Genomic DNA, 24,835 nt, shown 5'->3' on the forward strand with positions numbered 1-24,835 from the left:
ATCACCGGTCCGGCTCCTCCTCGAGCGAGCGGTAGACGCCGTAGGTCACGTCGTCGCGCGCGACGGTGCACAGCGCCCTCACGAGGCTGCGCGCGACGCCGAAGAGCTCGGCGTCGGTGGCGGCGCGGGCGGCGTCGAGCAGCGTTGTCATGACCTCCTCCGTGGGCGCGAGCGGGATGCCCGCCGCGACGAGGACCGAGTCCGCCTGCTCGGGCGTGAGCTCGCCGCCGGCCGAGGCGCCCACGTGCCCGATGAGCGCGACGACGGCGAGCCCGGCGACGAGGGCGGGCGCGCCGAGGTGGCGGGTCGCGCGCTGGTAGCACGCCTGGGCCGCGAGCACGCGCCCGCGCTGCCACTGGAGCTGGGCCATCTGCAGATAGCCCACGCCCACCGACTCCGCGTCGTGGGCGAACGAGAGGAGCCGGGCGAGCTCCTGCTCGGCGCCGTCGAGGTCGCCCGCGGCCTCGAGGCACTGGGCGAGGTTGATCGTCGCCTGCGTGGAGACCGGGGACACCTCGCTCGCGCGCCGCGCGTGGGCGAGCGCGTCCTCGGCGCGGCCGCGCGCGAGGTCGCAGACGGCGGCGATCGTGTGCGCCTCGGGATAGGAGGCGGGGACGAGCGCGACGCGAGCGCCGGGCGGGGCGACGAGGCGGTTGTAGATGACGCGCTCGGCGTAGGAGCCAAAGGAGAGCCAGCGGGTCCCGTCCGCCCCGTCGAAGCTGCCGAGCCCGTCGACGGGCAGCAGCGCCTCCTCGGCGAGGCGTGCGGCGCCGTCGAGGTCGCGGGCGGCCAGGAGCTCGCGTGCGCGCCGCGTGCGGCGCGTGAGGTCGTCCCCCTCGACGAAGGCCTCCTCGATGGCGACGGGGTCGTCGGCGAGGGTCCCGGCGATCAGCGCGGTGACGCAGCGGTTGGCGGCGTCGACGACGTCGGCGCGCCCGGACGCGCGCGCGGCGCCGAGCAGCGCGCGGACGTTGGCCTCCGTGGAGCCCGAGAGCTCGCGGGAGAGCTCGCGCGCGACGGCGCGACGTGGCGTGGCTTCGTCGACGGCAAGCTCGCGCACCTGAGAGCACCCGAGCGCCGACGCCGCGGCGTCGGCGAGCCCGCGCTCCGAGAGCTCGGGCAGTTCGTGGCGGCTCGCGGGGCAGAGGAGTTCGTCATCGAGCGAGAAGCCCGGGGAGACGGGCGCCAGCGTGCGGTCACGCTCGTCGAGCGCGGCGCCCGCGTCGCGCAGCACGGCGAGAGGGTCGCGCACGTCGTCGAGGTCGAGCGACTCCACGAGGCCCCGCCCGAGGCGCGCCGAGTAGTAGCATGCGTGGCTCTTCGCGCCGTCGACGACGCCGGAGACCCAGACCTCGCGCAGCTGCGGGCACGCGGCGAGCGCATAGCCCGCGAGGAGCACGGCGAGACGGGCGTTGTAGTCGGTCGCGGCGCGACGGCGCATCTCGGAGGTGGCGGGCACGACGCCCAGGCCGTCGACGAAGGCGGTCTGCGGCCAGACGTCCGGGCTCACGAGGTCCACCTCGAACGCGGCGATCCCGAGGGCGACGTTGACCCGGAACCGCGCCGTGAGCCGGTGCGGGAGCCTGAGGGACTCGATACCCAGAGAGAGCGCCCGACGGACCTCCCACTCGCTCCGTGCGGGGGTCTCCGCCCGACCGGCGAGCTCGAGCGCCTGTGAGGTGATCGAGCGGGCGACGCGCTGCTCCACGCGGACGAGCTCCTCGATGGGAGCGTCGTTGACGTCGTCGATGACATGGCTCGCGAGCAGCGCGGCGTTGAGTGCGGCCTCGATGCGAAGGACCCGCGTCCGCGCGAGCTCCGGGACGCGCGGCTCGTCCACGCGCAGATAGAAGAGACCCGAGGCGCGCGGGCGCACGACGTGCATCGAGGGGAGGTCGACGTCGGTCTCGAGCAGTCCCGCCTCGACGAGCCTCGACGAGAGATGGACCTCGAGCGGGCTCGGTGGCAGCGTCTCGTCGCCGTCCGGCCGCGCGGACGCCTCGATGCGGGCGCGGACGTCGACGACGAAGCCGGCGAGAAGTGCCATCGGGTCGGGCGAGACCAGCAGCGTGTCAGAGAGCTCCTCGATGTCGAGCACGGTGGTGTTGCCGTCGCCCGCGCCCTCGGACGCGTCCGCGGCGGAGTCGACGGCGCCATCCTCGTCGTCGGTGCTCACGAGCGCCGCGAAGAGCCTGCCGAGCCTCCCGCGCTCGCCGTCGTTCGTCTCTGCCATGTCACCTCCCCTCGTCGGCCATCCCCTGCGGCACGCGGCTACTCGTCCTTCTCGGCCGGTCGCTTGCGACAGCCGTCGAGAATGCTGTTGCGGTGGCTGACGCGACGGATGAACAGGCCGCTTCTGAGCTTGGGCTCGAGCCAGGTCGACTTGGGGGGCATGAGGAGGCCGGCGTCGGAGACGGCCATGAGGTCGGCCATCGAGGTGGGGAAGAGCGTGAACGCCACGCCCCGCTCGCCCGCCCTGCGCTCGAGCTCGGCGGTGCCCTCGACGCCTCCCACGTAGTTCACGCGCGCGTCCTCGCGCGGGTCCCAGACGCCCAGGACGGGCCCGAGGACGCGGTCCTGGAGGATCGAGGCGTCGAGCGCGCCGGCCGGGTCGTCCGGGCGCTCGCCCACGTAGGCGAGCTCGCGCCACGCGCCGAAGGCGTACATCCCAAAGCGCCCGCGCTCGCCCGGCTCGAAGGGCTCCTCGCGCCGCGGGCCGACGAGCATCCCCGCGGCCTCGAGCGCCGCCACGAGGCCCGACTCGTCGAGGCCCGCCGTGTCGGCGACGACGCGATGATACGGCTCGACGGTGAGCTGGCTTGCGGGGAACAGGGCGCAGAGCAGGTAGTTGTATGCCTCCTCGCCCGAGTGCGCCTCGCCGCCCTCGGTGCGCATGCGGCGGCAGACGCGGGCGGCCGCCGCGGCGCGGTGGTGCCCGTCGACGATGTAGGCGCACGGCACGTAGGCAAACATCGCGCGGAAGCTCTCGACCGCGGCGGGCCGGGCGACGCGCCAGACCGTGTGGCGAACGCCCCGATCGTCGGTGAAGTCGTAGAGGGGGTCCGAGAGCTTGGCCGCCTCCACGAGCGCCTCCATGACGGGGTTGTCTCGGTAGGCGAGAAACACCGGGCCGGTCTGGCAGCCGGTTGCCTCGATGTGGCGGACGCGGTCGTCCTCCTTCTCGGGGCGAGTGAGCTCGTGGCGGCGGACGATGCCGTTGGCGTAGTCGTCGAGCGCGCAGGCCGCGACGATGCCGGTCTGCTCGCGACCGGCCCTCACGAGCCGGTAGAGGTAGTAGCAGGGCGTTCCGTCGCGCAGGAGCGTGCCGTCCGCCACGCGGGCGGCGAGCAGGTCGTGGGCGCGCCGGTAGACCTCGTCGGCGTACATGTCCTGCTCGGGCGGGAAGGTCGACTCGGGCCGCTCGACGGCGAGAAACGACGACGGGTGGGCGGCGACGAAGGCGCTCGCGGACCCGCGGTCAAAGACGTCGTAGGGAAGCGACGAGAACTCCGCCGCGGACTCGGGGCGCGGGCGGTAGCAGGTGATGGGCTCGGCGTGCATGGATCCTCCTCGCGGGTGACGATCGACCCATGATACCGCGAGCGTGTGTCGCTTGTGTTCCGACCGCCCGGCGGGCGCGCGGGCGGTCCCTCCCGGCGCCCGAGACGCCCCGCCCGCGCGGCGCGCCGGGAGCTGCCGGCGACAAGAACCCGGCGGTCGAGCGCGCCCCCGGGGCCGGGTCCGTGCTACGCTGGACCCGACGAGAGGAAGGGGGGCGCATGGCGCTCACGGGAGAGGACGTCACGGGCCGGCGGCTTGTGGTCTTTGACTTCGACGGCACGCTCGCCGACACGGTCGCGGGCATCTGCGCCACGGCGCGCACGGTCCTGAGGGCGCACGGCGTCCCGGAGCGCGAGCTCGAGCGCGTGCGACAGATCATCGGCCCGCCCTTCCCGCAGGCCTTCTCGCTCGTCTTCGGCCTCTCCGAGGACGAGGCGGCGCAGGTGACCGCCGAGTACCGCGCCATTTACCAGGACCTCGGCCTCAAGGGCTGGCCGCTCTACCCGGGCATGCGCGAGCTGCTCGAGGACCTGCGCGCATCGGGCCGCCGTCTCGCGGTGGCCTCCTCCAAGCGCGAGACGCTCGTGATCCGCGCGGTCGCGGACAACGGCATCTCGGATCTCTTTGACCTGGTGCTCGGCAAGACGAGCGACGAGCAGACGAGCAAGGCGCAGACCATCGCGCGCGTCGTCTCGGAGCTCGGCCTTCGAGCCTGCGACGCCGTCATGGTCGGCGACCGCCACCACGACGTCGACGCCGCGGCCGAGGTCGGCGTGGCCTGCGTGGGGGTCACCTACGGCGGGACCGCGGCGCCCGGCGAGCTCGAGGAGGCCGGGGCCTGCGCGGTGGCCGCCAGCGTCGACGAGCTGCGCCGCGTCCTTCTCGGCTGATCGCCGCCCCGCGCCCTGGTCGCGCCCGTCTCGCCCCGGGCGCCGCCGCCCACCGACGCCGGCGCGGCCTTCGCCTGTCGCCGAAATCACGCCTCAGCTAATGGGTAGAAGGGTCAGCATAGGGGGTGACGCGCCGGGCGTCTCCGGAACGAGAGAAAAGGAGCACACCATGTCTGAGTTCGATGTGACCGAGGGCCTGAAGAAGCTCTTCCTCGCGAGCGTGGGCGCCGTCGCCATGGGCGCCGAGAAGTCCCAGGAGGTCGTCGACGAGCTCGTCAAGAAGGGCGAGCTGACGGTCGAGCAGGGCAAGACGCTCAACCAGGAGCTCACCCGCAAGGCGCGCGAGGTCATCGACGGCACCGCCGAGAAGGCCCTGCGCTCCCGTCTCGAGGCCATGACGCCCGAGGAGCGCGCCGCCTACGCCGCCAAGGTGGCCGAGATCTCCGCCGACATCGACGCGCAGTCCGTGAAGGTCGACGTCGAGGAGAAGACCGAGGACGAGGCCGAGTAGGGGAGCCGCGTGACTGACGCACGACGGGACAGACGAGAGGACGACCGGGGTCGCGGCGAGAGCCCGGCCCCGCTTGACGTCGCGTGCGACGAGGGCGCAGCGGGCGCCGAGGAGGGCCAGGTCGCCGAGAAGGGACCCGAGGACGAGGAGGGCGAGGGCGCCGGGGAGGGACCCGAGGCCGGGGCCGCGTCCTTCTCGCCCGCCGAGACGCACTCCGGCGAGCCCCGTCGCTCTTGGGGACCGGTCATGGGGACCGAGCTGCCGCGCCGTCAGACGCCCACTACCGCCAAGTCGCCCGACGAGATCCTCGACGCCTGGTACGCCGCCGTGAAGAAGCGCGAGGGCCGTCGTGAGTCCGCCCAGACGATCGGCCTGCTTGGCGGCCGCTCGGCGGGCGCGGACGACTACGAGCTCTCGACCGCCTCCCGCCTCGCGCGCATCGGCGAGATGGTCAAGATAGTCCGCCGCTACGACATCTTCCACGGCCTCACGCCCGAGGGCCTGCGCAGCATGCTCGAGGAGCTGGGCCCCACCTTCGTCAAGGCCGGGCAGATCCTCTCCATGCGCTCCGAGATCCTCCCCGAGAGCTTCACGCGCGAGCTCGGCAAGCTCCGCACGAGCGTCGAGCCCATGGACCGCGAGACCGTGATCGAGGCCCTGCGCGCCGAGTACGAGACCCCGCTCGAGGACATCTTCGACGCCATCGACGACCGGCCGCTGGGCTCCGCCTCCGTGGCGCAGGTCCACAAGGCGCGCCTCGTGAGCGGCGAGCTCGTGGCCGTGAAGGTCCAGCGCCCGCACGTCAAGGAGATCATGGCGCAGGACATCTCGATCATCCGCTCGCTCGCGCGCTACGCGAGCCGCTTCATCGGGCAGGACCAGTTCATCGACCTGCAGTCCGTGGTCGACGAGCTCTGGCAGTCCTTCCGTGAGGAGACCGACTTCCTCGTCGAGGCGCGCAGCCTCGAGGAGTTCCGCCGCAACAACGCCGGCTGCTGCTTCATCGACTGCCCAAAGCCCTACCCGGCGCTGTGCACCCGCCACGTCGTGGTCATGGACTTCGTCGAGGGCATCCCCATCAACGACACCGCGCGCCTCGTGGCCGAGGGCTACGACCTCGCCGAGATCGGGACCAAGCTCGCGGACAACTACACGACGCAGATGCTCGACGATGGCTTCTTCCACGCCGACCCGCACCCCGGAAACCTCGTGATTCACGAGGGCAAGATCGTCTACATGGACCTCGGCATCATGGGGCGCCTCTCCGCGCACGACCGCCAGGCCGTGAGCGACATGGTGCTCGCGGTGGGCCGGCGCGACTCGCCCGCGCTCGCCGACGGGCTCATGCGCTTCTCGGTCTCCAGCGTGGCGGGCGTCGACCAGGCCCACCTGCTCGCGGACCTCGACGCCATCGTCGCCGACTACGGCACGGCCGACCTCTCCGAGCTCGACATCGGCGCCTTCATGAACGCGATCATCTCCATGGCGCAGAAAAACGGCATCGAGCTGCCGGGGTCGATCACCATGCTCGCGCGCTCGCTCGTGACGCTCGAGGGCGTGGTGCACCAGCTGCTGCCCAACGCTTCGATCGTGGAGATCATCCAGAGCCACCTCCGGGCGCACACCGCCGTCGACGAGCTCGCCGTCGACGAGCTCCAGCGCCTCGCGCGCGAGACCGTGGCCGCCACGCACGGCCTGCTCGGCGCCGCCGGGGAGCTCGGGCTTGCGATGCGCATGCTCACGCGCGGCCAGCTTCGCGTGAACCTCGACCTCGCCGGCACGGAGGACCCGCTCGAGGATATCTCGCGGATCGCCAACCGCCTCACGATGAGCGTCATCGTCGCCGGCCTGTTCATCGGCTCGTCGGTTGTCTACTACGCCCGCATCCAGCCGGTCATCTTTGGCATCCCCATCATCGGGTTCGTGGGGTACATGGTGGCGTTCGTGCTGTGCGTGCTCGTCGCCCACGACGTCCTGAGCGAGGGCAGGCGCCGCCGTCGGCGGTAGGGCGCAAGGGGCATCCTGCCGGGAGGGTGTGTACGCCGCGCCTCGAGGGTATGTACACCCCTCAGTCCTGCTCGTCCTTCTCGCTATGGCATCTACCAGCGCAAACGTAAGACGTCCGAACACGGATGGTGTACATACCCTCAGGGGCTCTGTACGCACCCCCCGATCTTCGGGCCTAGTAGCCCATCGCGGCGAGCGTCTCCTCGTCGTTGCCGAAGAAGTGGCCGACCTCGTGGATCACGGTGCGGCGGATCTCGTCGAGGAGCACGTCCTCTCCCTCCTCCGCAAAGCAGCGCTCGTGCGGCCCCTTGAAGATCGTGATGACGTCGGGAAGCTCGCCGGTGCCGTAGAAGCTGTCGCGCTCGGTGAGCGGGGAGCCGTCGTAGAGCCCGAGCAGCTCGTCGTCAGCGAAGGAGGCGTTCTCGTCGTCGGCACCCGCCGCCTGCTCCTCGCTCGGCTCGTCCTCCACGACAAAGATGACGTTGTCAAGCTCGTCGATAAACTCGTCGGGAATCGAGTCGATCGCGGCCTCGACCGCCGCCTCGAACTGCTCCTGCGTCATGCGTGCCTCCTCATGATCTGCCTGCACACACTGTAGCCGCTTGTTCAGTGCCGGTCGAGCCATGTGGGCGAACGGTGTGTTCCGCATGGCTTTCAGAATTGTGAGTTAGAAAGTAACAATTTGGGCAGAAGTTATGTAGGGGACGACAAGGACGTTGCCCCCATCGAGTGAGAGGAAACCCCACACATGGAGAACTACCATTCGGAGCGCGAGCACGTCGGCGACTTCGTGGACCGTTGGAACGAGGCCGTGAGCAGGACGCGCGGCCTCACGATCGCCCTGGGCGCGCTGCTTCTGCTCGCGGGCATCGCGAGCGTGCTCTCGCCGCTCAGCCTCTACGCCGTGATCCAGGCCGCCGTCTCGGCCGCCCTCATCGTGGGCGGCATCGGGGGAGTGGCCGCCTGGTCGAGGACGCCCGAGGTCTTTCGCAGCCCGGTGACCCTCGTCATGGGGATCTTGAACGCGCTGCTCGGCTTCATGCTCCTCACGCTGCCCTCCTACCTCACCGCCGGGACGCTCACGTTCCTGCTCGCGGTCCTGTTCGTCGCCGCCGGCGCCGAGCGCCTCGCGACCGCTTACCGCATGCATCGCTTTGGCGTGGAGGGCTGGGCCGTCAGCTTGGTGACCGGCATCGTCAACGCACTCGCCGGCGTGACCTTCCTGCTGCTGCCGCTCTTCTCGAGCCTCATGCTCGGCTACCTCATGGCGGGCTATCTCATCGTGGGCGGCGCGAGCCTTCTGGTCGAGGGCGCCGCCATGCACAGGCTCGAGGCCTAAGTTCTGTTTCCCGTCCCCATCCGACCCGTCGCGCGACCTTCCTGAGGACGCATCGGCAACGAAAGCGGCCCCGCCCCGTTCCCGTAGAGAAGTTTTGCGAAGCGCGCTTCTCGAGGGAACGGGGCGGGGCCGCCACCATACGGTGGGATAAGAGCGAGCTACTCGAGCTCGAAGGCTCCCGTGTAGAGCTGGTAGTACGTGCCGCGCTTGGCGATGAGCTCCTCGTGCGTGCCGCGCTCGATGATGCGACCGTGGTCGAGCACGATGATTACGTCGGAGTTGCGCACGGTGGAGAGCCGGTGGGCGATCACGAACGTGGTGCGCCCGGTCATGAGCGCGTCCATGCCGCGCTGGACGATGGCCTCGGTGCGCGTGTCGATGGAGGACGTTGCCTCGTCGAGCACCATGACCGGCGGGTCGGCCACCGCGGCGCGCGCGATGGAGAGCAGCTGCCGCTGGCCCTGGGAGAGGTTGGAGCCGTTGTCCGTGAGCATGGTGTCGTAGCCGTCCGGCAGGCGGGAGATGAAGTCGTCCGCCCCTGCGAGCCGTGCGGCGGCGCGGCACTCCTCGTCGGAGGCGTCGAGCCGGCCGTAGCGGATGTTGTCCATGACGGTGCCGGTGAAGAGGTTTACGTCCTGCAGGACCATGCCGAGCGAGTGGCGCAGGTGCGGCTTCTTGATCTTGTTGATGTTGATGCCGTCGTAGCGGATCTTGCCGTCCTCGATGTCGTAGAAGCGGTTGAGGAGGTTGGTGATCGTGGTCTTGCCCGCGCCCGTGGCGCCCACGAAGGCCACCTTCTGGCCCGGCTTGGCGTAGAGCGAGACGTCGTGCAGGACCGTGTGGCCCGGCTCGTAGGCAAAGTCAACGTCGAACAGGCGCACGTCGCCGGCGAGCGGCGTGTAGGTGACGGTGCCGTCGGCCTGGTGCGGGTGCTTCCAGGCCCACTGGCCGGCCCAGTGCTCGTCGCGCCGCTTGCACTCGTGGACGGTGCCGTCGCGGTCGATCGTGCAGGCCACGAGCTCCACGTAGCCCTCGTCCTGCTCCACCGGCTCGTCGATGAGCTCGAAGATGCGCTCCGCGCCCGCGAGGCCCATGACCACGGAGTTTACCTGGTTGGAGATCTGGCCGATCTGGTTGGCGAACTGCTTGGTCATGTTGAGGAAGGGTACGCCCACGGCGATGGTGAGCGCCGCGCCGGAGATCGAGGGGTTGGGGATGCCGATGACCAAAAACACGCCAATAGCCACGGCCACGATGACGTAGAGCAGGTTGCCGGAGTTCATGAGGATCGGCATGAGCGTGTTGGCGTAGGAGTTGGCCGTGCACGCGGCGTCCTGGTACTCGTCGTTGAGCTCGTCGAAGGCAGCCTCGATCTGGCGCTCGTGCGAGAAGACCTTGACGACCTTCTCGCCGTTCATGACCTCCTCGACCAGGCCCTCCACGGCCGCCACCGCGCGCTGCGTGCGCAGGAAGTTCTTCGCCGAGCGGCCGGCCAGCGTCTTGCCGAGAAGCGCCATGACGGCGGCTCCCGCCACCACGACGAGCGTGAGCGGCAGGCTGTACCAGAGCATGATGCAGCCCACGGAGCAGAGCATGAGCATCGTGAGGAACAGCTGCGGCAGCGACTGCGCGATCATCTGGCGCATGGCGTCGATGTCGTTGGTGTAGTAGCTCATGATGTCGCCGTGCTGGTGCGTGTCGAAGTAGCGGATGGGCAGGTCCTGCATGTGGTCGAACATGAGGCAGCGGAACTTCTTGAGCGAGCCCTGCGTGATGATGGCCATGCACTGCTGCCACACGGCGTTGCAGATGAGGCTCGCGAAGTAGAGCGCGGCGAGGATGGCGGCGTTCTCAAAGACCTGCGGCTGCGCCGTTGCCCAGTCGCCCGACTCCCAGGTCTGGCCCACCACGGTGAGGGCCCGCTCCATGAAGACGTTGGGCATGGCCTGGACGATGCACTGCACCAGGATGCAGCAGGCTACGGCCGGCAGCATCACGGGGTAGAAGGAGCGCAGCATCTTCAGGACGCGCAGGGCCGTCTTGCCCATGGATTTGGGAGCACGCCCGCGGTGCATGTTCCTACTCATCGGCGCTCACCTCCAGCTCTCCGAGCTCGCGCTCGTCGTGGCTCTGCTTGTTCTGCGAGAGATAGACCTCGCGGTAGATGGCGTTGCGGCGCAGCAGCTCCTCGTGGGTGCCGATGTCGTTGATGCGCCCAGAGTCCATGACCACGATGCGGTCCGCGTCCTCCACGCTCGAGGTGCGCTGTGCGATGATGATCTTGGTGGTCTCGGGCAGGTAGTTGCGGAAGCCCTCGCGGATGAGACGGTCGGTCTTGGTGTCCACCGCGCTCGTGGAGTCGTCGAGGATGAGGATCTTGGGCTTCTTGAGCAGGGCCCGCGCAATGCACAGGCGCTGCTTCTGGCCGCCGGAGACGTTGGTGCCGCCCTGCTCGATGTAGGTGTCGTACTTGTCCGGGAAGGTCTGGACGAACTCGTCGGCCTGGGCCAGGCGCGCCGCCTCGACGATCTCCTCGTCCGTGGCGTGCTCGTTGCCCCAGCGCAGGTTCTCGGCGATGGTGCCACTGAAGAGCACGTTTTTCTGCAGGACCATGGCCACCGCGTCGCGCAGGGTCTCGAGGTCGTAGTCGCGCACGTCGCGGCCGCCCACGCGCACTTGGCCCTCCGTGACGTCGTAGAGGCGCGGGATGAGCTGCACGAGCGAGGTCTTGGACGAGCCCGTGGAGCCGATGACGCCCACGACCTCGCCGCTCCTGATGTGCAGGTTGACGTCGCGCAGGGCCTCGCGGCTCTTGTCTCCGCTGTAGGAGAAGCCCACGTTGTCAAAGTCGATGGAGCCGTCGGCGACCTCGGTCACGGGGCTCTCGGGCTGGTCGATCGTGGTCTTTGCGTCGAGGACCTCGTAGATGCGGCGCGCGTTCTCCTCGCTCATGACCACCTGCGCGAAGATCATCGAGAGCATCATGAGCTGCATGAGCATCATGAAGCCGTAGGTGATCAGCGACGAGAACTGGCCCACGTCGAGCAGCTCGCCGCGCGTGGAGACGATGGCGTAGGAGCCCGCGTAGATCACGAAGACCATGACGGTGTAGACGCAGAAGTTCATGATCGGCGCGTTGAGGGCGAGGATGCGCTCGGCGTAGGTGAAGTCGTTCTGGACCTCGGTGGCGGCGCGGTCGTACTTCTGCTTCTCGTAGTCCTCGCGGACGTAGGACTTGACCACGCGGATGCCGGCGAGGTTCTCCTCGGCGCGCTCGTTCAGGGCGTCGTACTTGCGGAAGATGCGGCGGAAGACCGGCACGACCTTGCGGATCACGCCAAAGAGGGCGAGCGCCAGCACCGGGATGATCACCACGAACACGATGGCGAGCCACCCGGCCATGCTGTAGGCCGCGATGAACGCGAGCACGAGCATGAACGGGGAGCGGATGGCCGTGCGGATGAGCATCATGTAGGCCATCTGGACGTTCATGACGTCGGTCGTGATGCGCGTCACCAGCGACGAGCTCGAGAAGCGGTCGATGACGGCGAACGAGAAGGTCTGGATGTTGTAGAACATGTCCTTGCGGAGGTTCTTGGCAAAGCCCGTGGAGGCCTTGGCGCAGGTGAGGCCGGCCGCAGCGCCAAAGGCGAGGGAGATCAGGGCCATGATCGCGAGCACGGCGCCCGTCGAGACGATCTGGCCGAGGTCGGCGCCGGCCTTGATGGCGTCGATGAGGTCGGCCGTGAAGAGCGGGATCATGACCTCGAAGACCACCTCGCCGAGCACGAGCAGGGGAGTGACGACGGCCGCCCTCTTGTACTCGCGCACGCTCTGAACGAGCTTGCGGCCGACCGTGCCGTAGCCCACGTGCGCGGCGGTCTTCACGAACTCCTGGTCCAGGTCCGGCTTCTTGGGAAGCAGGCTCATCGCTCATCCCCCTTCTCGCTTCTCAGGCTCTTCTCGCCGCGCTCGAGCTCCTCCCAGCGCGCGGCGATCCGGTCGAGCGTCTCGGCGAGGCGCTCGCGCTCCTCGGGCTCGATGCAGTCGAAGGCGCGCTCCTCGAACTCCTTGCGCGTGCGCAGGACCTCGCGGGCGCGGTCGGCCCCCTCGGACGTGAGGGTGACCGTGAGCTGGCGGCGGTCCGTCTCGGAGCGCTTGCGGGTGACGAGCCCCTCGGCCTCGAGCTTGGCGATGACCTCGGAGAGCGAGGCGGAGGTGATGCACGAGGCCTCCTGGAGGTCGCGCTGCGTCATCTCGGACCCGTTGGCGAGAAGCTCGACGAGAATGTGCTGCTTGCCGTTTCGACCGCCCCAGTGGACGTGGAGGTAGTAGCCAAAGTACCCGAGGTTGCGCATGATGCGCAGCTCGGTGCCCTGGCGGGAGGTTCGCTCCTCCGTATCACGCACGGCAGCCTCCTTCCTGTGAAAAACTGCAGTTCACCCAATACTTTGGGACCTTGCCTGTCAGATGTCAAGGTACCATGCAATATCCTCAAGCCGTCGAGGATGGGGGTGCTAAGCGGGCCCTCGAAGCCTCAGTTTTCTTCACGACGCCCGAGGCCGGCGAGACAGACTGCCCGTCCCCGCTGGCACTTCTCGGCGTTGTGTACAACGTCTGGCGTTGTGTATACCGCCCCCGACGCTCTTCTCGAAAGAACCGCAGGTAGACGAACTGGCGAGAAGTGCGCACATCGGCGCCGAGTGTACACAACGCCGAGAAGTGCGCACAACGGAGCGCCCGGTGCTCAGAACGAGGCCGCCCGCCGACGTTCCGTAGAGAAGTTCCGCGAAGCGCACTTCTCGAAGGAACGTCGGCGGGCGGCCACCGATCGTTGGGGATGCCGGCTACTCGAGCTCGAAGGCTCCCGTGTAGAGCTGGTAGTAGGTCCCCTTCTTGGCGATCAGCTCGTCGTGGCTGCCGCGCTCGATGATGCGGCCGTGGTCGAGCACGATGATCGCGTCGGAGTTGCGCACGGTGGAGAGGCGGTGCGCGATGACGAACGTGGTGCGCCCGGTCATGAGCGCGTCCATGCCGCGCTGGACGATTTCCTCGGTGTGCGTGTCGATCGAGGAGGTGGCCTCGTCGAGGATCATGACGGGCGGGTCGGCGACGGCGCAGCGCGCGATAGAGAGCAGCTGGCGCTGGCCCTGCGAGAGGTTGGTGCCGTTGTCCGTGAGCATGGTGTTGTAGCCCTCGGGCAGGCGCTTGATGAAGCCGTCGGCACCCACGAGGCGCGCCGCGGCCATGCACTCTTCGTCGGTGGCGTCGAGGCGGCCGAAGCGGATGTTGTCCATGACGGTGCCCGTGAACAGGTTCACGTCCTGGAGCACGACGCCCAGGGAGCGACGCAGGTCGCTCTTCTTGATCTTGTTGATGTTGATCCCGTCGTAGCGGATCTTGCCGTCCTCGATGTCGTAGAAGCGGTTGATGAGGTTGGTGATCGTGGTCTTTCCGGCTCCCGTGGCACCCACGAAGGCCACCTTCTGGCCCGGCTTGGCCCAGACGCTCACGTCGTGCAGGACCGTGTGGCCCTTGCGGTAGGCAAAGTCCACGTCGAAGAGGCGCACGTCGCCGGCGAGCGGGGTGTAGGTGAGCGAGCCGTCGCCGTGCGGGTGGCGCCACGCCCACTGGCCGGCCCAGTTCTCGGAGCGGCGGTCGCACTCGGCGACGTTGCCGTCGCGGTCGATCGTGCAGGCCACGAGCTCGACGTAGCCCTCGTCCTGCTCGGCGGGCTCGTCCATGAGCTCGAAGAGGCGCTCGGCGCCCGCGAGGCCCATGACGACGGAGTTGATCTGCTGGGAGATCTGGCCGATCTGGCCGGCGAACTGCTTGGTCATGTTGAGGAAGGGCACCGTGACGGCGATGGAGAAGGGCAGGCCCGAGATGGAGAGGTTGGGCACGCCGGTCTCGATGAACACGCCGCCCGCGAGGGCCACGATGACATAGATCAGGTTGCCGAGGTTCATGAGGATGGGGCCGAGCGTGTTGGTGTACATGTTCGCGGCGCGGCTCGCCTCGAAGAGGCGGCGGTTGCGCACGTCGAAGTCCTCCTGCGCGGCGTCCTCGTGGCAGAAGACCTTGACGACGCGCTGGCCGTTCATGACCTCCTCGATGTGGCCCTCGACGATGCCGATCTCACGCTGCTGCGCCACGAAGTTGCGGGCGGAGCGCGAGCCCAGCACCTTGGTCATGTAGGCCATGAACAGCACGCCGGCAACGACGACGATCGCCATCCAGACGCTGTAGTAGATCATGACCGAGAAGACCGAGACCAGGGTGACCATGGTCAGCGTGATGTTGGGCAGCGACTGGCCGATCATCTGGCGCAGGGCGTCGATGTCGTTGGTGTAGTGGCTCATGATGTCGCCGCGCTGGTGCTGGTCGAAGTAGCTGATCGGCAGGTCCTGCATGTGGCCGAAGAGGCGCTCGCGGAACTTCTCGAGCGAGCCCTGGGTGATGACGGCCATGGCGCGCGTCCAAGTGAAGTTGAGGACGAGCGAGACCGCGTAGATGCCCACGAGGGTGAGCACGAGCGAGGTGACGCTGCCGGCGACGGCCTCCCAGTCGCCATCTCGCCAGGTGGCGGTCACGATCTCGAGGGTGCGCTGCATGAACGTGGCGGGAAGGGCCGAGAGCACGGCGGAGACCACGATGCAGACAATGACGAGCGGCAGCATCTTGGGATAGAACGAGAAGAGCATCTTGATGAGGCGGCCGAGGGTCTTGCCGCGTCCGGCGCCGCGGCGGCGGGGCTGGTCGGGAACCTGGCGGCCGGCGACGTTCTGGCGCTCAGGGGCGCGCTCGGGCTCGGTGGGCTGGTTGGAGCCGGTCACGTTCTTGAGGACGTTCTCGGCGGAGTTGTTGTTGGCTGCCATCAGGCCTCACCTCCCTTCTTTGCCGCGACGGGCGCGTCGGCGTCGGCGACGGGCTCGTCGTCCTTCTCGGCGCCAGACTCGGGAGCGGCCTCCTGGCTCGTGCGGTTCTGGGCGAGGTAGGTGTCGCGGTAGAACGGGCAGCTTTCCATGAGCTCGTCGTGGGTGCCCAGGCCCGCGATGTGGCCGTTGTCGAGCACGAGGATCCGGTCGGCGTCCTGCACCGAGCTCGTGCGCTGGGCAATGATGATCTTGGTGGCCTCGGGCAGGTAGGTCTTGAGGCCCTCGCGGATGAGCGCGTCGGTCTTGGTGTCGACGGCGGAGGTTGAGTCGTCGAGGATCAGCACCTTGGGGCGCTTGAGCAGGGCGCGCGCGATGCACAGGCGCTGCTTCTGGCCGCCGGAGACGTTGGTGCCGCCCTGCTCGATGTAGTAGTCGTACTTGTTGGGCAGCTGCTGGATGAACTCGTCGGCCTGGGCGAGCTTGCAGACCTCCACGAGCTCGTCGTAGGTGGCGTCCGGGTTGCCCCAGCGCAGGTTCTCCTTGATGGTGCCCGAGAAGAGCACGTTTTTCTGCAGCACCACGGCGACGTTGTTGCGCAGGTACTCGAGGTCGTAGTCGCGCACGTCGACGCCGCCCACCTTCACGGAGCCCTCGGTGACGTCGTAGAGGCGGCTGATGAGGTTCACGAGCGAGGTCTTGGCCGAGCCCGTGCCGCCCATGATGCCGATGGTCTCGCCGCTTCTGATGTGCAGGTCGATCTCGGCCAGGGCGCGGTGCTCGGCCTTCTCGGAGTACTTGAACGTCACGTGGTCGAAGTCGATCGAGCCGTCGTGCATCTCCTTCTCGGGGTGGGCGGGGTTCTTGATCGTGGGCTCGGTCATGAGGACCTCGCAGATGCGCTCGGCGCTCTCCTGGGCCATCGTGATCATGGCGAAGACCATGGAGACCATCATGAGCGCCATGAGGATCATGAAGCCGTAGGTGGTCAGCGCCGAGAGCTGGCCCACGTTGAGCAGGCTGCCCTGGCTCGAGATGATGAGGTAGCTGCCAAACTGCAGCGTGACGGCAAAGACGATGTACACGGCGAGGTTCATCATCGGCGTGTTGAGCGCGAGGATCTTCTCGGCGCGGGTGAAGTCGGCGCAGACGTCCTGGGCGGCGCGGCCGAACTTCTCCTTCTCATAGTCCTGGCGCACGTAGCTCTTGACGTCGCGCATGCCGGTGACGTTCTCCTCGATGGACTCGTTGAGGGCGTCGTACTTGTGGAAGACCGAGCGGAAGATCGGGTGCACGGTGCGCACGACCTTGTACAGGCCAAAGCCCAGGATCGGCACGATGATCACGAAGACCAGGGCGAGCGGGCCCGCCATGATGAAGGCCATGACGATGCCCGCGAGCAAAAGGAACGGGCAGCGGATGGCCGTGCGGATGACCATCATGTAGGCGAGCTGCACGTTGGTGATGTCCGTGGTGAGGCGGGTCACCAGCGAGCTCGACGAGAACTGGTCGATGTTGGCGAAGCTGAAGCGCTGCACCGCGGCAAAGACGTCGTGGCGCAGGTTCATCGCGAAGCCGCACGACGCCTGGCTGCACGTGACGCCGGCGCCGATGCCAAAGGCGAGCGACGCGAGCGCCATCAGCACGAGGACCCCCGCGTAGGGGAGCAGCTGGGGCAGGCTCGCGCCGGCCTGGATCGAGTTGATGAGCTGTGCGGTCACAAACGGGATCGCGACCTCCATGACGACCTCGCCCGACACGATGATCGGCGTGGCGATCGAGGGCGCCTTGAACTCGCGGAGGCTCTTGGTGAGCGTGCGGACGATCTCGCGTCCGCTGAGCCCGAGCTCCTTTGTCTTTCTGTGCATATGACTCCTTTCGACAACGGGTCATTGTGCGCCGGTTCGAGCGTGATTTCAAGGTACCGTGCGATTGATCTCACGGTACCGAACAAAATCATCATCAAGAGGGGGCCGGACAGAAATGTAAGCTCCCGGCGAACGGTGGTTTTGCCAGCTCGCAGCAGCCGGCGAACGGCGGCTTACAAACGGCTGCACAATTGTAAGGCGCTCTGTAAGCCACGTGTAAGCCACGGTCAGGCTCCCGTAATGGGTGGGCGGCGAGGTCCCGGCGGCGGGCGAGAAGAACCTAGGATGCAACCGAAACGGCACGGCCCCCGCGGGGGACGGGCCACATCCACGGGAAAGGATACGTTCATGTCCAAGTTCGATCTCTCGCGTCGTCAGTTCATCGGTGCCTTTGGCGCCACCGCCGCTCTCGCCGGCCTCGCCGCCTGCAACGGTTCCACCGAGCCCGCCGCCGAGGGCACCGAGGGCGAGGGCACCGAGGGCGCCGCGCTCGTCGGCTCCATCTCCTGCTCCGGCGCCACCTCCTTCCAGCCGCTCGTCGAGAAGGCCCGCGACGCCTTCCAGGACGCCAACCCCGACGTCTCCGTCGCCATCTCCGGCGGCGGCTCCGGCCAGGGCCTCTCCCAGGTCGCCGAGGGCTCCGTCCAGATCGGCCGCTCCGACGTCTTTGCCGAGGAGAAGCTCGAGGCCGACCAGCTCGAGGGCCTGGTCGACAACCAGGTCTGCATCGTGGGCATGGGCCCGATCGTGAACGCCGACGTCGACGTCACCGACCTCACCACCGACCAGCTCAAGGGCATCTTCCTCGGCGAGATCACCGATTGGTCCGAGGTGGGCGGCACCGCCGGCACCATCCAGGTCATCCAGCGCGAGGCCGGCTCCGGCACCCGCGCCACCTTCGAGGCCGCCGTCCTCGGCGGCGAGGTCGCCCCGGACAGCTTCCGCCCGGTCGCCGAGGTCGACTCCTCGGGCACCGTCGTGGAGCAGGTCGCCGCGACCTCCGGCTCCATCTCCTACGTTGCCTTCAACTACATGGAGAACGACGGCGTGAAGGCCCTCACCGTCGACGGCGTCGAGCCCACGCAGGAAAACGTCGAGTCCGGCGACTTCACCATCTGGGCGTACGAGCACATGTACACCCGCGAGGACGAGGACGAGTCCACCGCCGCCGTGACCAAGGCCTTCATCGAGTTCATGCTCTCCGACGACTTCGCGGCCACCGTCGTGGAGGAGGGCTTCATCCCCATGGCCGACATGAAGGTCAAGAAGGACGCCGACGGCAACATCACCGCCGCGTAGCCCGGCATCACCCTTCCCGCGGCGGCGTTCCCTGACGTGCTGGGGACGCCGCCGCCTCCTTGACGAGAAAGGCTCCTCCATATGGCAAACCTCATGCCCAAGCGGAGGCTCGAGAACATCGGACTGGGCATCACGGGCTTTTGCGTCGCGCTCGTGGCGCTCGTCGTCGTCACGCTGATCTTCATGGTGGCCCAGCAGGGTCTCACTACGTTCTTCGTGGACGGCCTCAACCCGACCGACTTCTTCTTCGGCCAGAACTGGATCCCCGAGCAGGAGCGCTACGGCGCGCTGCCCATGATCGTGGGCTCCTTCGCCGTCACGCTGCTCTCGACCGCCTTCGCGCTGCCCGTGGCCATCGGCTCGGCGATCTTCGTCGTCGAGGTCGCACCGTCGTTCGGTCGCCGCGTCTTCCAGCCGTTCATCGAGCTGCTCGTGGGCATCCCGTCGGTCGTCTACGGCGTCCTCGGCCTCTACGTGATCAACTCGCTCATCAAGGCGATCTTCGGAGACGCCGCGCCCACCGGCGCCGGCATCCTCTCCGGCTCGCTCGTGCTCGCGATCATGATCCTCCCCACGATCACCACGCTCTCGATGGACGCCCTGCGCGCGGTGCCCAACCAGTACCGCGAGGGCTCCTACGCCCTGGGCTGCACCCGTTGGCAGACCACCTGGCACGTGGTGCTCAAGAGCGCCCTGCCCTCGCTCATGACGGCCGTCATCCTGGGCATGACCCGCGCCTTCGGCGAGACCCTCGCCGTCCAGATGGTCATCGGCGGCGTCGAGCGCTCGATGCCCATGGGCCTTCTCGACCCCGCCTCCACGCTCACCGCGGCGCTCACGGCGGGCCTCTCCAACGCGGTCTCCGGCTCGGTCTACTACCACGCCCTGTGGTCGCTCGGCCTGATCTTGCTGGGCATGTCGCTCATCTTCATCCTGATCATCCACCTCATCGGCAGGAAGGGGGCGAAGGCCAATGGCTAGCGAGAAGAGCGGGCGCTCCGCCGCCCTCGACGCCCACGTGCGTCGCATCGACTCACAGGACAGGGTCGCCACCGGCGTCCTCGCCGTCATCGTGGGCCTGGTCATGCTCCTCGTCGTGGCCATCATCGCCTACATCCTGGTCCGCGGCGCGGGCCGCGCGCTCACGCCGGGCTTCCTCGCCAACCCCTACAACGACGAGGTCGTCCCCGGCATCCTCTACCAGCTGTGGGACTCCTTCTACATGCTGCTCGTCACGCTCGTCATCTCGGTGCCCATCTCGCTCGGCGCGGCCATCTTCCTCGTCGAGTACGCGCCGGACAACTGGGTCACCTCCGCGGCCAAGACGGCAATCGAGACCCTGTCCTCGCTCCCGTCGATCGTCGTGGGCATGTTCGGCTCGCTCTTCTTCGTGGTGACGCTCGGGTGGGGCATCTCGATTCTTGCCGGCGCGTGCGCGCTCACGATGTTCAACATCCCCATCCTGGTGCGCACCATCCAGCAGGCGCTCGAGGACGTTCCCCGCAGCCAGCGCGACGCCGCGCTCGCCATGGGCCTCACGCGCTGGGAGACCACGATCAACGTCCTGCTCCCCGCAGCCATGCCCGCGATCGTGACCGGAATCGTGCTCTCCGCGGGCCGCGTCTTCGGCGAGGCCGCCGCCCTGATCTTCACCGCGGGTTCGGCACCGGCGCGCCTCAACTTCACGTCGGTGAACTTCCTGAGCCCCACCAACCCGTTCAACATCTTCCGTCCGGCCTGCTCGCTCGCCGTCTACATCTGGCGACTCACCTCCGAGCCCACGGCCGGCTCCACGGAGATCGTCTGGGGCACGGCGACCGTCCTTCTCGTCTGCGTGCTCCTGTTCAACCTGCTTGCCCGCCTGCTCGGCAAGCTCCTCTCGAGGAGGCTGACTGCAGAATGACAGACGCCACCACCGTTCAGGCGACGCCCGCCGAGGGCTCCCTGCTTACCACTAAGGACGTGACGGTCACCTACGACCTCACCCACGAGGCGCTGCACCCTACGTCGCTCACCTTTGAGAAGGGACAGGTCACCGCCCTCATCGGCCCGTCGGGCTGCGGCAAGTCGACGTTCCTTCGCTGCCTCAACCTCATGAACCGCGAGATCCCCAAGTGCTCCGTCGGCGGGGAGATCATCTACCACGGGCACGACATCAACACGCCCAAGGAGAACCTCTTCGAGCTGCGCAAGTCCATCGGCATGGTCTTCCAGCAGCCCACGCCCTTCCGTAAGTCCATCCGCGAGAACATCCTGTTTGCCCCCAAGAAGCACGGTCGCGTGAGGACGCGCGAGGAGGAGGACGAGCTCGTGGAGACGTCGCTTCGGCAGGCGGCGCTCTGGGACGAGGTCAAGGACAAGCTCAGGCAGTCGGCCCACGCGCTCTCCGGCGGCCAGCAGCAGCGCCTGTGCATCGCGCGCACCCTCGCCATGAAGCCGGACGTGGTGCTCTTCGACGAGCCCTGCTCGGCGCTCGACCCCATCTCCACCTTCGCCATCGAGGAGACCATCCGCGACATCGCCTCGACGGGCATCTGCGAGATCATCGTCACGCACAACATGGAGCAGGCCACGCGCGTCTCCGACCGCACCGCCTTCTTCTACGTGGGCGACATGGTGGAGACGGGCACCACGCAGCAGATCTTCCGCGACCCGCACGACCAGCGCCTGGTCGACTATCTGACCGGCCGCTTCGGCTAAGAAGGGAGCGACAATGGACACCACGATCATCGATGACTCCCACCGCAGCATCGCTGAGGCCGAGACGGCCATCACCATCCGCGACTTCGACCTGTGGTACGGGGACTTCCAGGCACTCAAGAAGGTCAACCTCGAGATTCCCCGCAACCGCGCGACGGCCTTCATCGGCCCCTCCGGCTGCGGCAAGTCCACGCTGCTGCGCACGTTCAACCGCATGTGCGACTTCGTCGAGTCGGTGCGCACCGAGGGCACGATCGAGTTTGACGGCAAGGACATCTTCCAGATGGACGCCAACGCCCTGCGCGTCTACGTGGGCATGGTCTTCCAGCACCCCAACCCCTTCCCGATGAGCATCCGCGAGAACATCCTCTACGGGCCCAAGCGCATGCGCCGCATCTCCAAGTCCGAGGGCGATGAGATCTGCGAGCGCTGCCTCACCCGCGCGGCGCTCTGGGACGAGGTCAAAGACGACCTCGATAAGAGCGGACTCGGCCTTTCCGGCGGCCAGCAGCAGCGCCTCTGCATCGCGCGGGCGCTTGCCACCGACCCCGAGATCTTGCTCATGGACGAGCCCACCTCGGCGCTCGATCCCATCTCGACGAGCATGGTCGAGCAGCTCATGTGCGAGCTCGCCGAGGACCACACCGTGGTCGTCGTCACCCACAACATGCAGCAGGCCACGCGCGTGGCCGACAAGACCGCCTTCTTCTACCTGGGCGAGCTCATTGAGGAGGGCCCCACCCGCGAGCTCTTTGGCAACCCCAGGCAGCAGCGCACCCAAGAGTACCTTTCCGGGAGGTTCAGCTAATGGTCATCAGCACCCGCACCAAGTTCACCGACCAGCTCAACGAGGTCGAGGAGTACATCAAGCGCTTTGGCGAGAAGACCGTGGCCGACATCCGTGCGGCGGGCCTCGCCGCCCAGGGCGACAAGGGCGCCGCCGAGGGCGTCATGGACGGGCGCAAGGTGGAGGACCGCCTGCGCTCGGCCATCGAGAACACCTGCCTCGACATCATGCTGCTCCAGCAGCCGCTCATCGGCGTCGACCTGCGCTTCGTCTCTGGCGCCTTCCGCATGGTGAGCGACCTCTCGCACATCGACTCGATGACGCGCGACGCCGTGTTTCTCACCGAGGAGATCCCGGCGAAGGCGTCGAAGAAGATCGAGGCCGAGATCACGCAGATGAGCGAGGGCGCGGCCAATATGGTCCAGAAGGCCGTCGACGCCTTCTGCGCCTCCGACGTGGAGGCCGCCCAGCAGGTCATGGAGGCAGACGCCGCCGTGAACCAGCTCTACGTGACGGTCGAGGAGAAGCTCGTCTCCCTCATCCGCGACGGCAAGTCCTCCGCCCAGTACCTGCCGGAGCTCCTCATGGTCGCCAAGTACTTCGAGCGCATGGGCGACCTCGCCAAGCGCATCGCCGCCTGGGCCATCTTCCGCGTGACCGGCGAGCACACCGTCGCCGAGAAGGAGAGCCAGCGGCAGGCTCCGTCCGCGGAGTAGGGTAAAGTAGGGATAGTTTCGGGCGTCGGGAGGAAACAGCGGTGGTCTACTACGTGGAGGACGACAAGAACATCCGTGAGCTGACGGTCTATGCCCTCGGCCAGGGAGGCATCGAGGCGCGCGGCTGCGCCGACGACGCCGAGTTCCGTCGCGCCTGTGTGGAGCGCACGCCCGACGCCGTCCTTCTCGACATCATGCTGCCGGACGCCGACGGGCTCGAGATCCTCGCCCGCCTGCGCCGCACCCCGGGGCTCTCTCACGTCCCCGTGATGATGCTCACCGCCAAGGACACCGAGCTCGACACCGTGAAGGCCCTCGACTCCGGGGCCGATGACTACCTCTCCAAGCCCTTTGGCATGATGGAGATGGTGAGCCGCACGCGCGCGCTGCTGCGTCGCTCCGGGCGCGAGGCGGCCGTGCAGGACAAGCCCGCCTCCCTGGTCTCCGGCGACGTGACCCTGTGGCCCGAGCGCCGCGAGGTCACCGTCGGGGACCGGGAGGTCCAGCTCACGATGCGCGAGTTCGACCTGCTGGAGTTTCTCATGCGCTCCCCGGGCGTGGTCTTCTCGCGCGAGACGCTGCTCCAGCGGGTCTGGGGCTGGGACTTCGACGGCGGCTCGCGCACTGTGGACGTGCACGTGCAGCAGATCCGCGCCAAGCTCGGCGACGCGTCCGACCTAATCGAGACCGTTCGCGGCGTCGGATACCGCGTGCGCGACTAGGCGTGTGTGACAATTCGGGCTGTGACAATTCAACCTGTCCTAATTGTCACAGCCCGAATTGTCACACCGAGGGAGGGCAGATGACCAGGCAGCCAGGGGGCAAGGGATCGCTCTCGCACAGGATGTTCGTGGCGCTCGTCACGGCGTGCGCCGCCGTGGCCGTCGTGGTCACCGCGGCGGCCTCGCTGCTCTATCAGTCTGCCTTCCTCGCCGACGAGCACGAGCAGCTCGCCGCCGAGTGCCGGACCCTGGCTTCGCTGCTCGACCAGACCGACGACGACGCGGCCGTCCTCTCGGCGCTCGAGCTCGGCGACATCCGCGCGACGCTCATCGACCCCGACGGCTCGGTCACCTTTGACTCTCAGGCGCAGGCCGTCGGCCTCGAGAACCACGGCGACCGCCCCGAGGTGATCTCCGCCTTCGAGACCGGCTCGGGCGCCGCCGAGCGCGCGAGCGACACCGTGGGCTACACGAGCCTCTACGAGGCAGCGCGGCTCGAGTCCGGCCAGGTCATGCGCCTATCCGTCGACCGGGCCGGGGTACTGGCCTTCCTCTTCCAGGACCTCGTCCTTCTCGCCCTGCTCGCCGTGGTCCTCGTGGCCGCGAGCTGGGTGGTGTCGCGACGGCTCTCGCAGCGCTTCGTGCGCCCCATCCTCGAGATCGACCCGTCCTCCGGCGACGGCGTGGCGCCCTACGTGGAGCTCGACCCCCTCGTCACGCGTCTGAACGAGCAGCACGAGGAGCTCCTGCACCGCATGCGGGCGGTCCAGGACGCCGCCGACCTGCGCCGTGAGTTCACGGCCAACGTGACCCACGAGCTCAAGACGCCCATCGCCTCCATCCAGATGGCGGCAGAGCTCATCCGTGACGGCATCGCCAAGAAGAAGGACGTGCCCGAGTTCGCCGGGCGCATCTACGACGACGCGCACCGCCTCTCGGAGCTGGTGAGCGACATCCTCACCCTCTCCAAGCTCGACGACTCCGAGCGCAACGGCGACCAGGAGCTCTTTGGCTCCTCGGAGCCCGTCGACCTGCTCTCCGTCGCCCGTGACGTCGTGGACCGCCTCGGCCCCAAGGCGCGCAGGGCGGGCGTCTCCGTGAGCGTGGGCGGCGTCTCCTCTCCCGTGCGCGGCAACGCGCGCCTGCTCGACGAGCTCGTGACCAACCTCTGCGACAACGCCATCCGCTACAACCGCGTGGACGGCAAGGTCTACGTCTGGGCGCTGCCGGTGGACGGCCGCCCGGCGCTGCGCGTGAGCGACACGGGCATCGGCATCCCCGCCGAGGCCCAGCCCAAGGTCTTCGAGCGCTTCTATCGCGTGGACAAGGGTAGGAGCCGCGACATGGGCGGGACCGGCCTGGGGCTTGCCATCGTCAAGCACGCCGCCGCCTATCACGGCGCCGAGATCAAGCTCGAGAGCGAGGTCGGCAAGGGGACCACGATCACCGTGCTGTTCCCGCCGGCGGCGTGAGCGCCCGGCGCGCCCTTCTCGAGTAATCCTGTCAGCTTCCGGCCCCTCGTGCGTATCGTAGGTAGAGACGACGATGGGAGGAGGGGAC

At 68.0% G+C, this 24,835-nt stretch carries 20 protein-coding genes; 12 read left to right on the forward strand and 8 right to left on the reverse strand.

All coding sequences use genetic code 11. The features are described from left to right. Position 1: 1 nt before the first annotated feature. Together NW198_RS02030 and NW198_RS02035 are read right to left on the reverse strand one after the other, a co-directional pair. On the reverse strand, positions 2-2,233 hold the full coding sequence (locus tag NW198_RS02030) for a tetratricopeptide repeat protein (protein WP_258339811.1): 2,232 nt from the start codon (positions 2,231-2,233) through the stop codon (positions 2-4). Positions 2,234-2,271: 38 nt separating this feature from the next. After that, positions 2,272-3,561: a DUF1015 domain-containing protein gene (locus NW198_RS02035; protein ID WP_258339812.1), complete on the reverse strand. Its 1,290-nt coding sequence runs from the start codon at positions 3,559-3,561 to the stop codon at positions 2,272-2,274. A 218-nt stretch (positions 3,562-3,779) separates the two neighbouring features. Here NW198_RS02035 and NW198_RS02040 point away from each other — a divergent pair, with 218 nt between their 5' ends. From NW198_RS02040 to NW198_RS02050, 3 genes are all read left to right on the forward strand, one after another. Then, positions 3,780-4,451 carry an HAD family hydrolase gene (locus NW198_RS02040; protein ID WP_258339813.1) on the forward strand — a complete coding sequence of 224 codons (672 nt, stop codon included), beginning with the start codon at positions 3,780-3,782 and terminating at the stop codon, positions 4,449-4,451. Between the two features lie 169 nt (positions 4,452-4,620). Then, positions 4,621-4,962 (forward strand): hypothetical protein, encoded by a 342-nt coding sequence (locus NW198_RS02045; RefSeq protein WP_087316502.1) that lies wholly within the window; start codon positions 4,621-4,623, stop codon positions 4,960-4,962. Positions 4,963-4,971: 9 nt separating this feature from the next. Then, on the forward strand, positions 4,972-6,969 hold the full coding sequence (locus NW198_RS02050) for an AarF/ABC1/UbiB kinase family protein (protein WP_258339814.1): 1,998 nt from the start codon (positions 4,972-4,974) through the stop codon (positions 6,967-6,969). Between the two features lie 175 nt (positions 6,970-7,144). Here the strand turns inward: NW198_RS02050 and NW198_RS02055 are convergent, their stop codons facing one another. Further along, positions 7,145-7,531 (reverse strand): metallopeptidase family protein, encoded by a 387-nt coding sequence (locus NW198_RS02055; protein WP_239386827.1) that lies wholly within the window; start codon positions 7,529-7,531, stop codon positions 7,145-7,147. Between the two features lie 186 nt (positions 7,532-7,717). Here NW198_RS02055 and NW198_RS02060 point away from each other — a divergent pair, with 186 nt between their 5' ends. Further along, positions 7,718-8,308 (forward strand): HdeD family acid-resistance protein, encoded by a 591-nt coding sequence (locus tag NW198_RS02060; RefSeq protein WP_087316498.1) that lies wholly within the window; start codon positions 7,718-7,720, stop codon positions 8,306-8,308. Positions 8,309-8,466: 158 nt separating this feature from the next. Here NW198_RS02060 and NW198_RS02065 read toward each other — a convergent pair whose 3' ends face one another. The 5 genes from NW198_RS02065 to NW198_RS02085 form a co-directional block, all read right to left on the reverse strand. Further along, a complete protein-coding gene (locus NW198_RS02065; protein WP_087316496.1) occupies positions 8,467-10,395 on the reverse strand; it encodes an ABC transporter ATP-binding protein in 1,929 nt (642 codons plus the stop codon). Then, positions 10,388-12,238: an ABC transporter ATP-binding protein gene (locus NW198_RS02070; RefSeq protein WP_087316494.1), complete on the reverse strand. Its 1,851-nt coding sequence runs from the start codon at positions 12,236-12,238 to the stop codon at positions 10,388-10,390. The genes NW198_RS02065 and NW198_RS02070 overlap by 8 nt, the downstream gene beginning before the upstream one ends. Continuing rightward, positions 12,235-12,717 carry a MarR family winged helix-turn-helix transcriptional regulator gene (locus NW198_RS02075; RefSeq protein WP_239386825.1) on the reverse strand — a complete coding sequence of 161 codons (483 nt, stop codon included), beginning with the start codon at positions 12,715-12,717 and terminating at the stop codon, positions 12,235-12,237. Before NW198_RS02075 ends, NW198_RS02070 begins: the two co-directional genes overlap by 4 nt. A gap of 438 nt (positions 12,718-13,155) precedes the next feature. Next, positions 13,156-15,012, reverse strand: a complete 1,857-nt coding sequence (locus tag NW198_RS02080; RefSeq protein ID WP_375378024.1) for an ABC transporter ATP-binding protein — start codon at positions 15,010-15,012, stop codon at positions 13,156-13,158. A 173-nt stretch (positions 15,013-15,185) separates the two neighbouring features. Continuing rightward, complete coding sequence (locus NW198_RS02085) at positions 15,186-17,051, reverse strand: ABC transporter ATP-binding protein (RefSeq protein WP_258339815.1); 1,866 nt, start codon at positions 17,049-17,051, stop codon at positions 15,186-15,188. A 348-nt stretch (positions 17,052-17,399) separates the two neighbouring features. Here NW198_RS02085 and NW198_RS02090 point away from each other — a divergent pair, with 348 nt between their 5' ends. From NW198_RS02090 to NW198_RS02125, 8 genes are all read left to right on the forward strand, one after another. Then, positions 17,400-18,350, forward strand: coding sequence for a phosphate ABC transporter substrate-binding protein (locus NW198_RS02090; RefSeq protein WP_087316490.1), 951 nt, complete (start codon positions 17,400-17,402; stop codon positions 18,348-18,350). A gap of 81 nt (positions 18,351-18,431) precedes the next feature. After that, positions 18,432-19,331: a phosphate ABC transporter permease subunit PstC gene (gene pstC, locus NW198_RS02095; protein WP_258339816.1), complete on the forward strand. Its 900-nt coding sequence runs from the start codon at positions 18,432-18,434 to the stop codon at positions 19,329-19,331. Continuing rightward, a complete protein-coding gene (pstA, locus tag NW198_RS02100; RefSeq protein ID WP_258339817.1) occupies positions 19,324-20,253 on the forward strand; it encodes a phosphate ABC transporter permease PstA in 930 nt (309 codons plus the stop codon). The genes pstC and pstA overlap by 8 nt, the downstream gene beginning before the upstream one ends. Next, positions 20,250-21,050 (forward strand): phosphate ABC transporter ATP-binding protein, encoded by an 801-nt coding sequence (locus tag NW198_RS02105; RefSeq protein ID WP_258339818.1) that lies wholly within the window; start codon positions 20,250-20,252, stop codon positions 21,048-21,050. Before pstA ends, NW198_RS02105 begins: the two co-directional genes overlap by 4 nt. Before the next feature lie 13 nt (positions 21,051-21,063). Then, the gene (gene pstB, locus NW198_RS02110; RefSeq protein ID WP_087316482.1) at positions 21,064-21,858 is read left to right on the forward strand and encodes a phosphate ABC transporter ATP-binding protein PstB; all 795 of its coding nucleotides are present in this window, start codon (positions 21,064-21,066) and stop codon (positions 21,856-21,858) included. Then, the gene (locus NW198_RS02115; RefSeq protein ID WP_258339819.1) at positions 21,858-22,553 is read left to right on the forward strand and encodes a PhoU domain-containing protein; all 696 of its coding nucleotides are present in this window, start codon (positions 21,858-21,860) and stop codon (positions 22,551-22,553) included. Before pstB ends, NW198_RS02115 begins: the two co-directional genes overlap by 1 nt. A gap of 41 nt (positions 22,554-22,594) precedes the next feature. Next, the gene (locus NW198_RS02120; RefSeq protein ID WP_087316478.1) at positions 22,595-23,275 is read left to right on the forward strand and encodes a response regulator transcription factor; all 681 of its coding nucleotides are present in this window, start codon (positions 22,595-22,597) and stop codon (positions 23,273-23,275) included. An 80-nt stretch (positions 23,276-23,355) separates the two neighbouring features. Next, positions 23,356-24,747: an ATP-binding protein gene (locus NW198_RS02125; RefSeq protein ID WP_143786167.1), complete on the forward strand. Its 1,392-nt coding sequence runs from the start codon at positions 23,356-23,358 to the stop codon at positions 24,745-24,747. Positions 24,748-24,835 lie beyond the last annotated feature (88 nt).

The organism is Thermophilibacter sp. ET337 (assembly GCF_024733715.1).
Taxonomy (GTDB): domain Bacteria; phylum Actinomycetota; class Coriobacteriia; order Coriobacteriales; family Atopobiaceae; genus Thermophilibacter.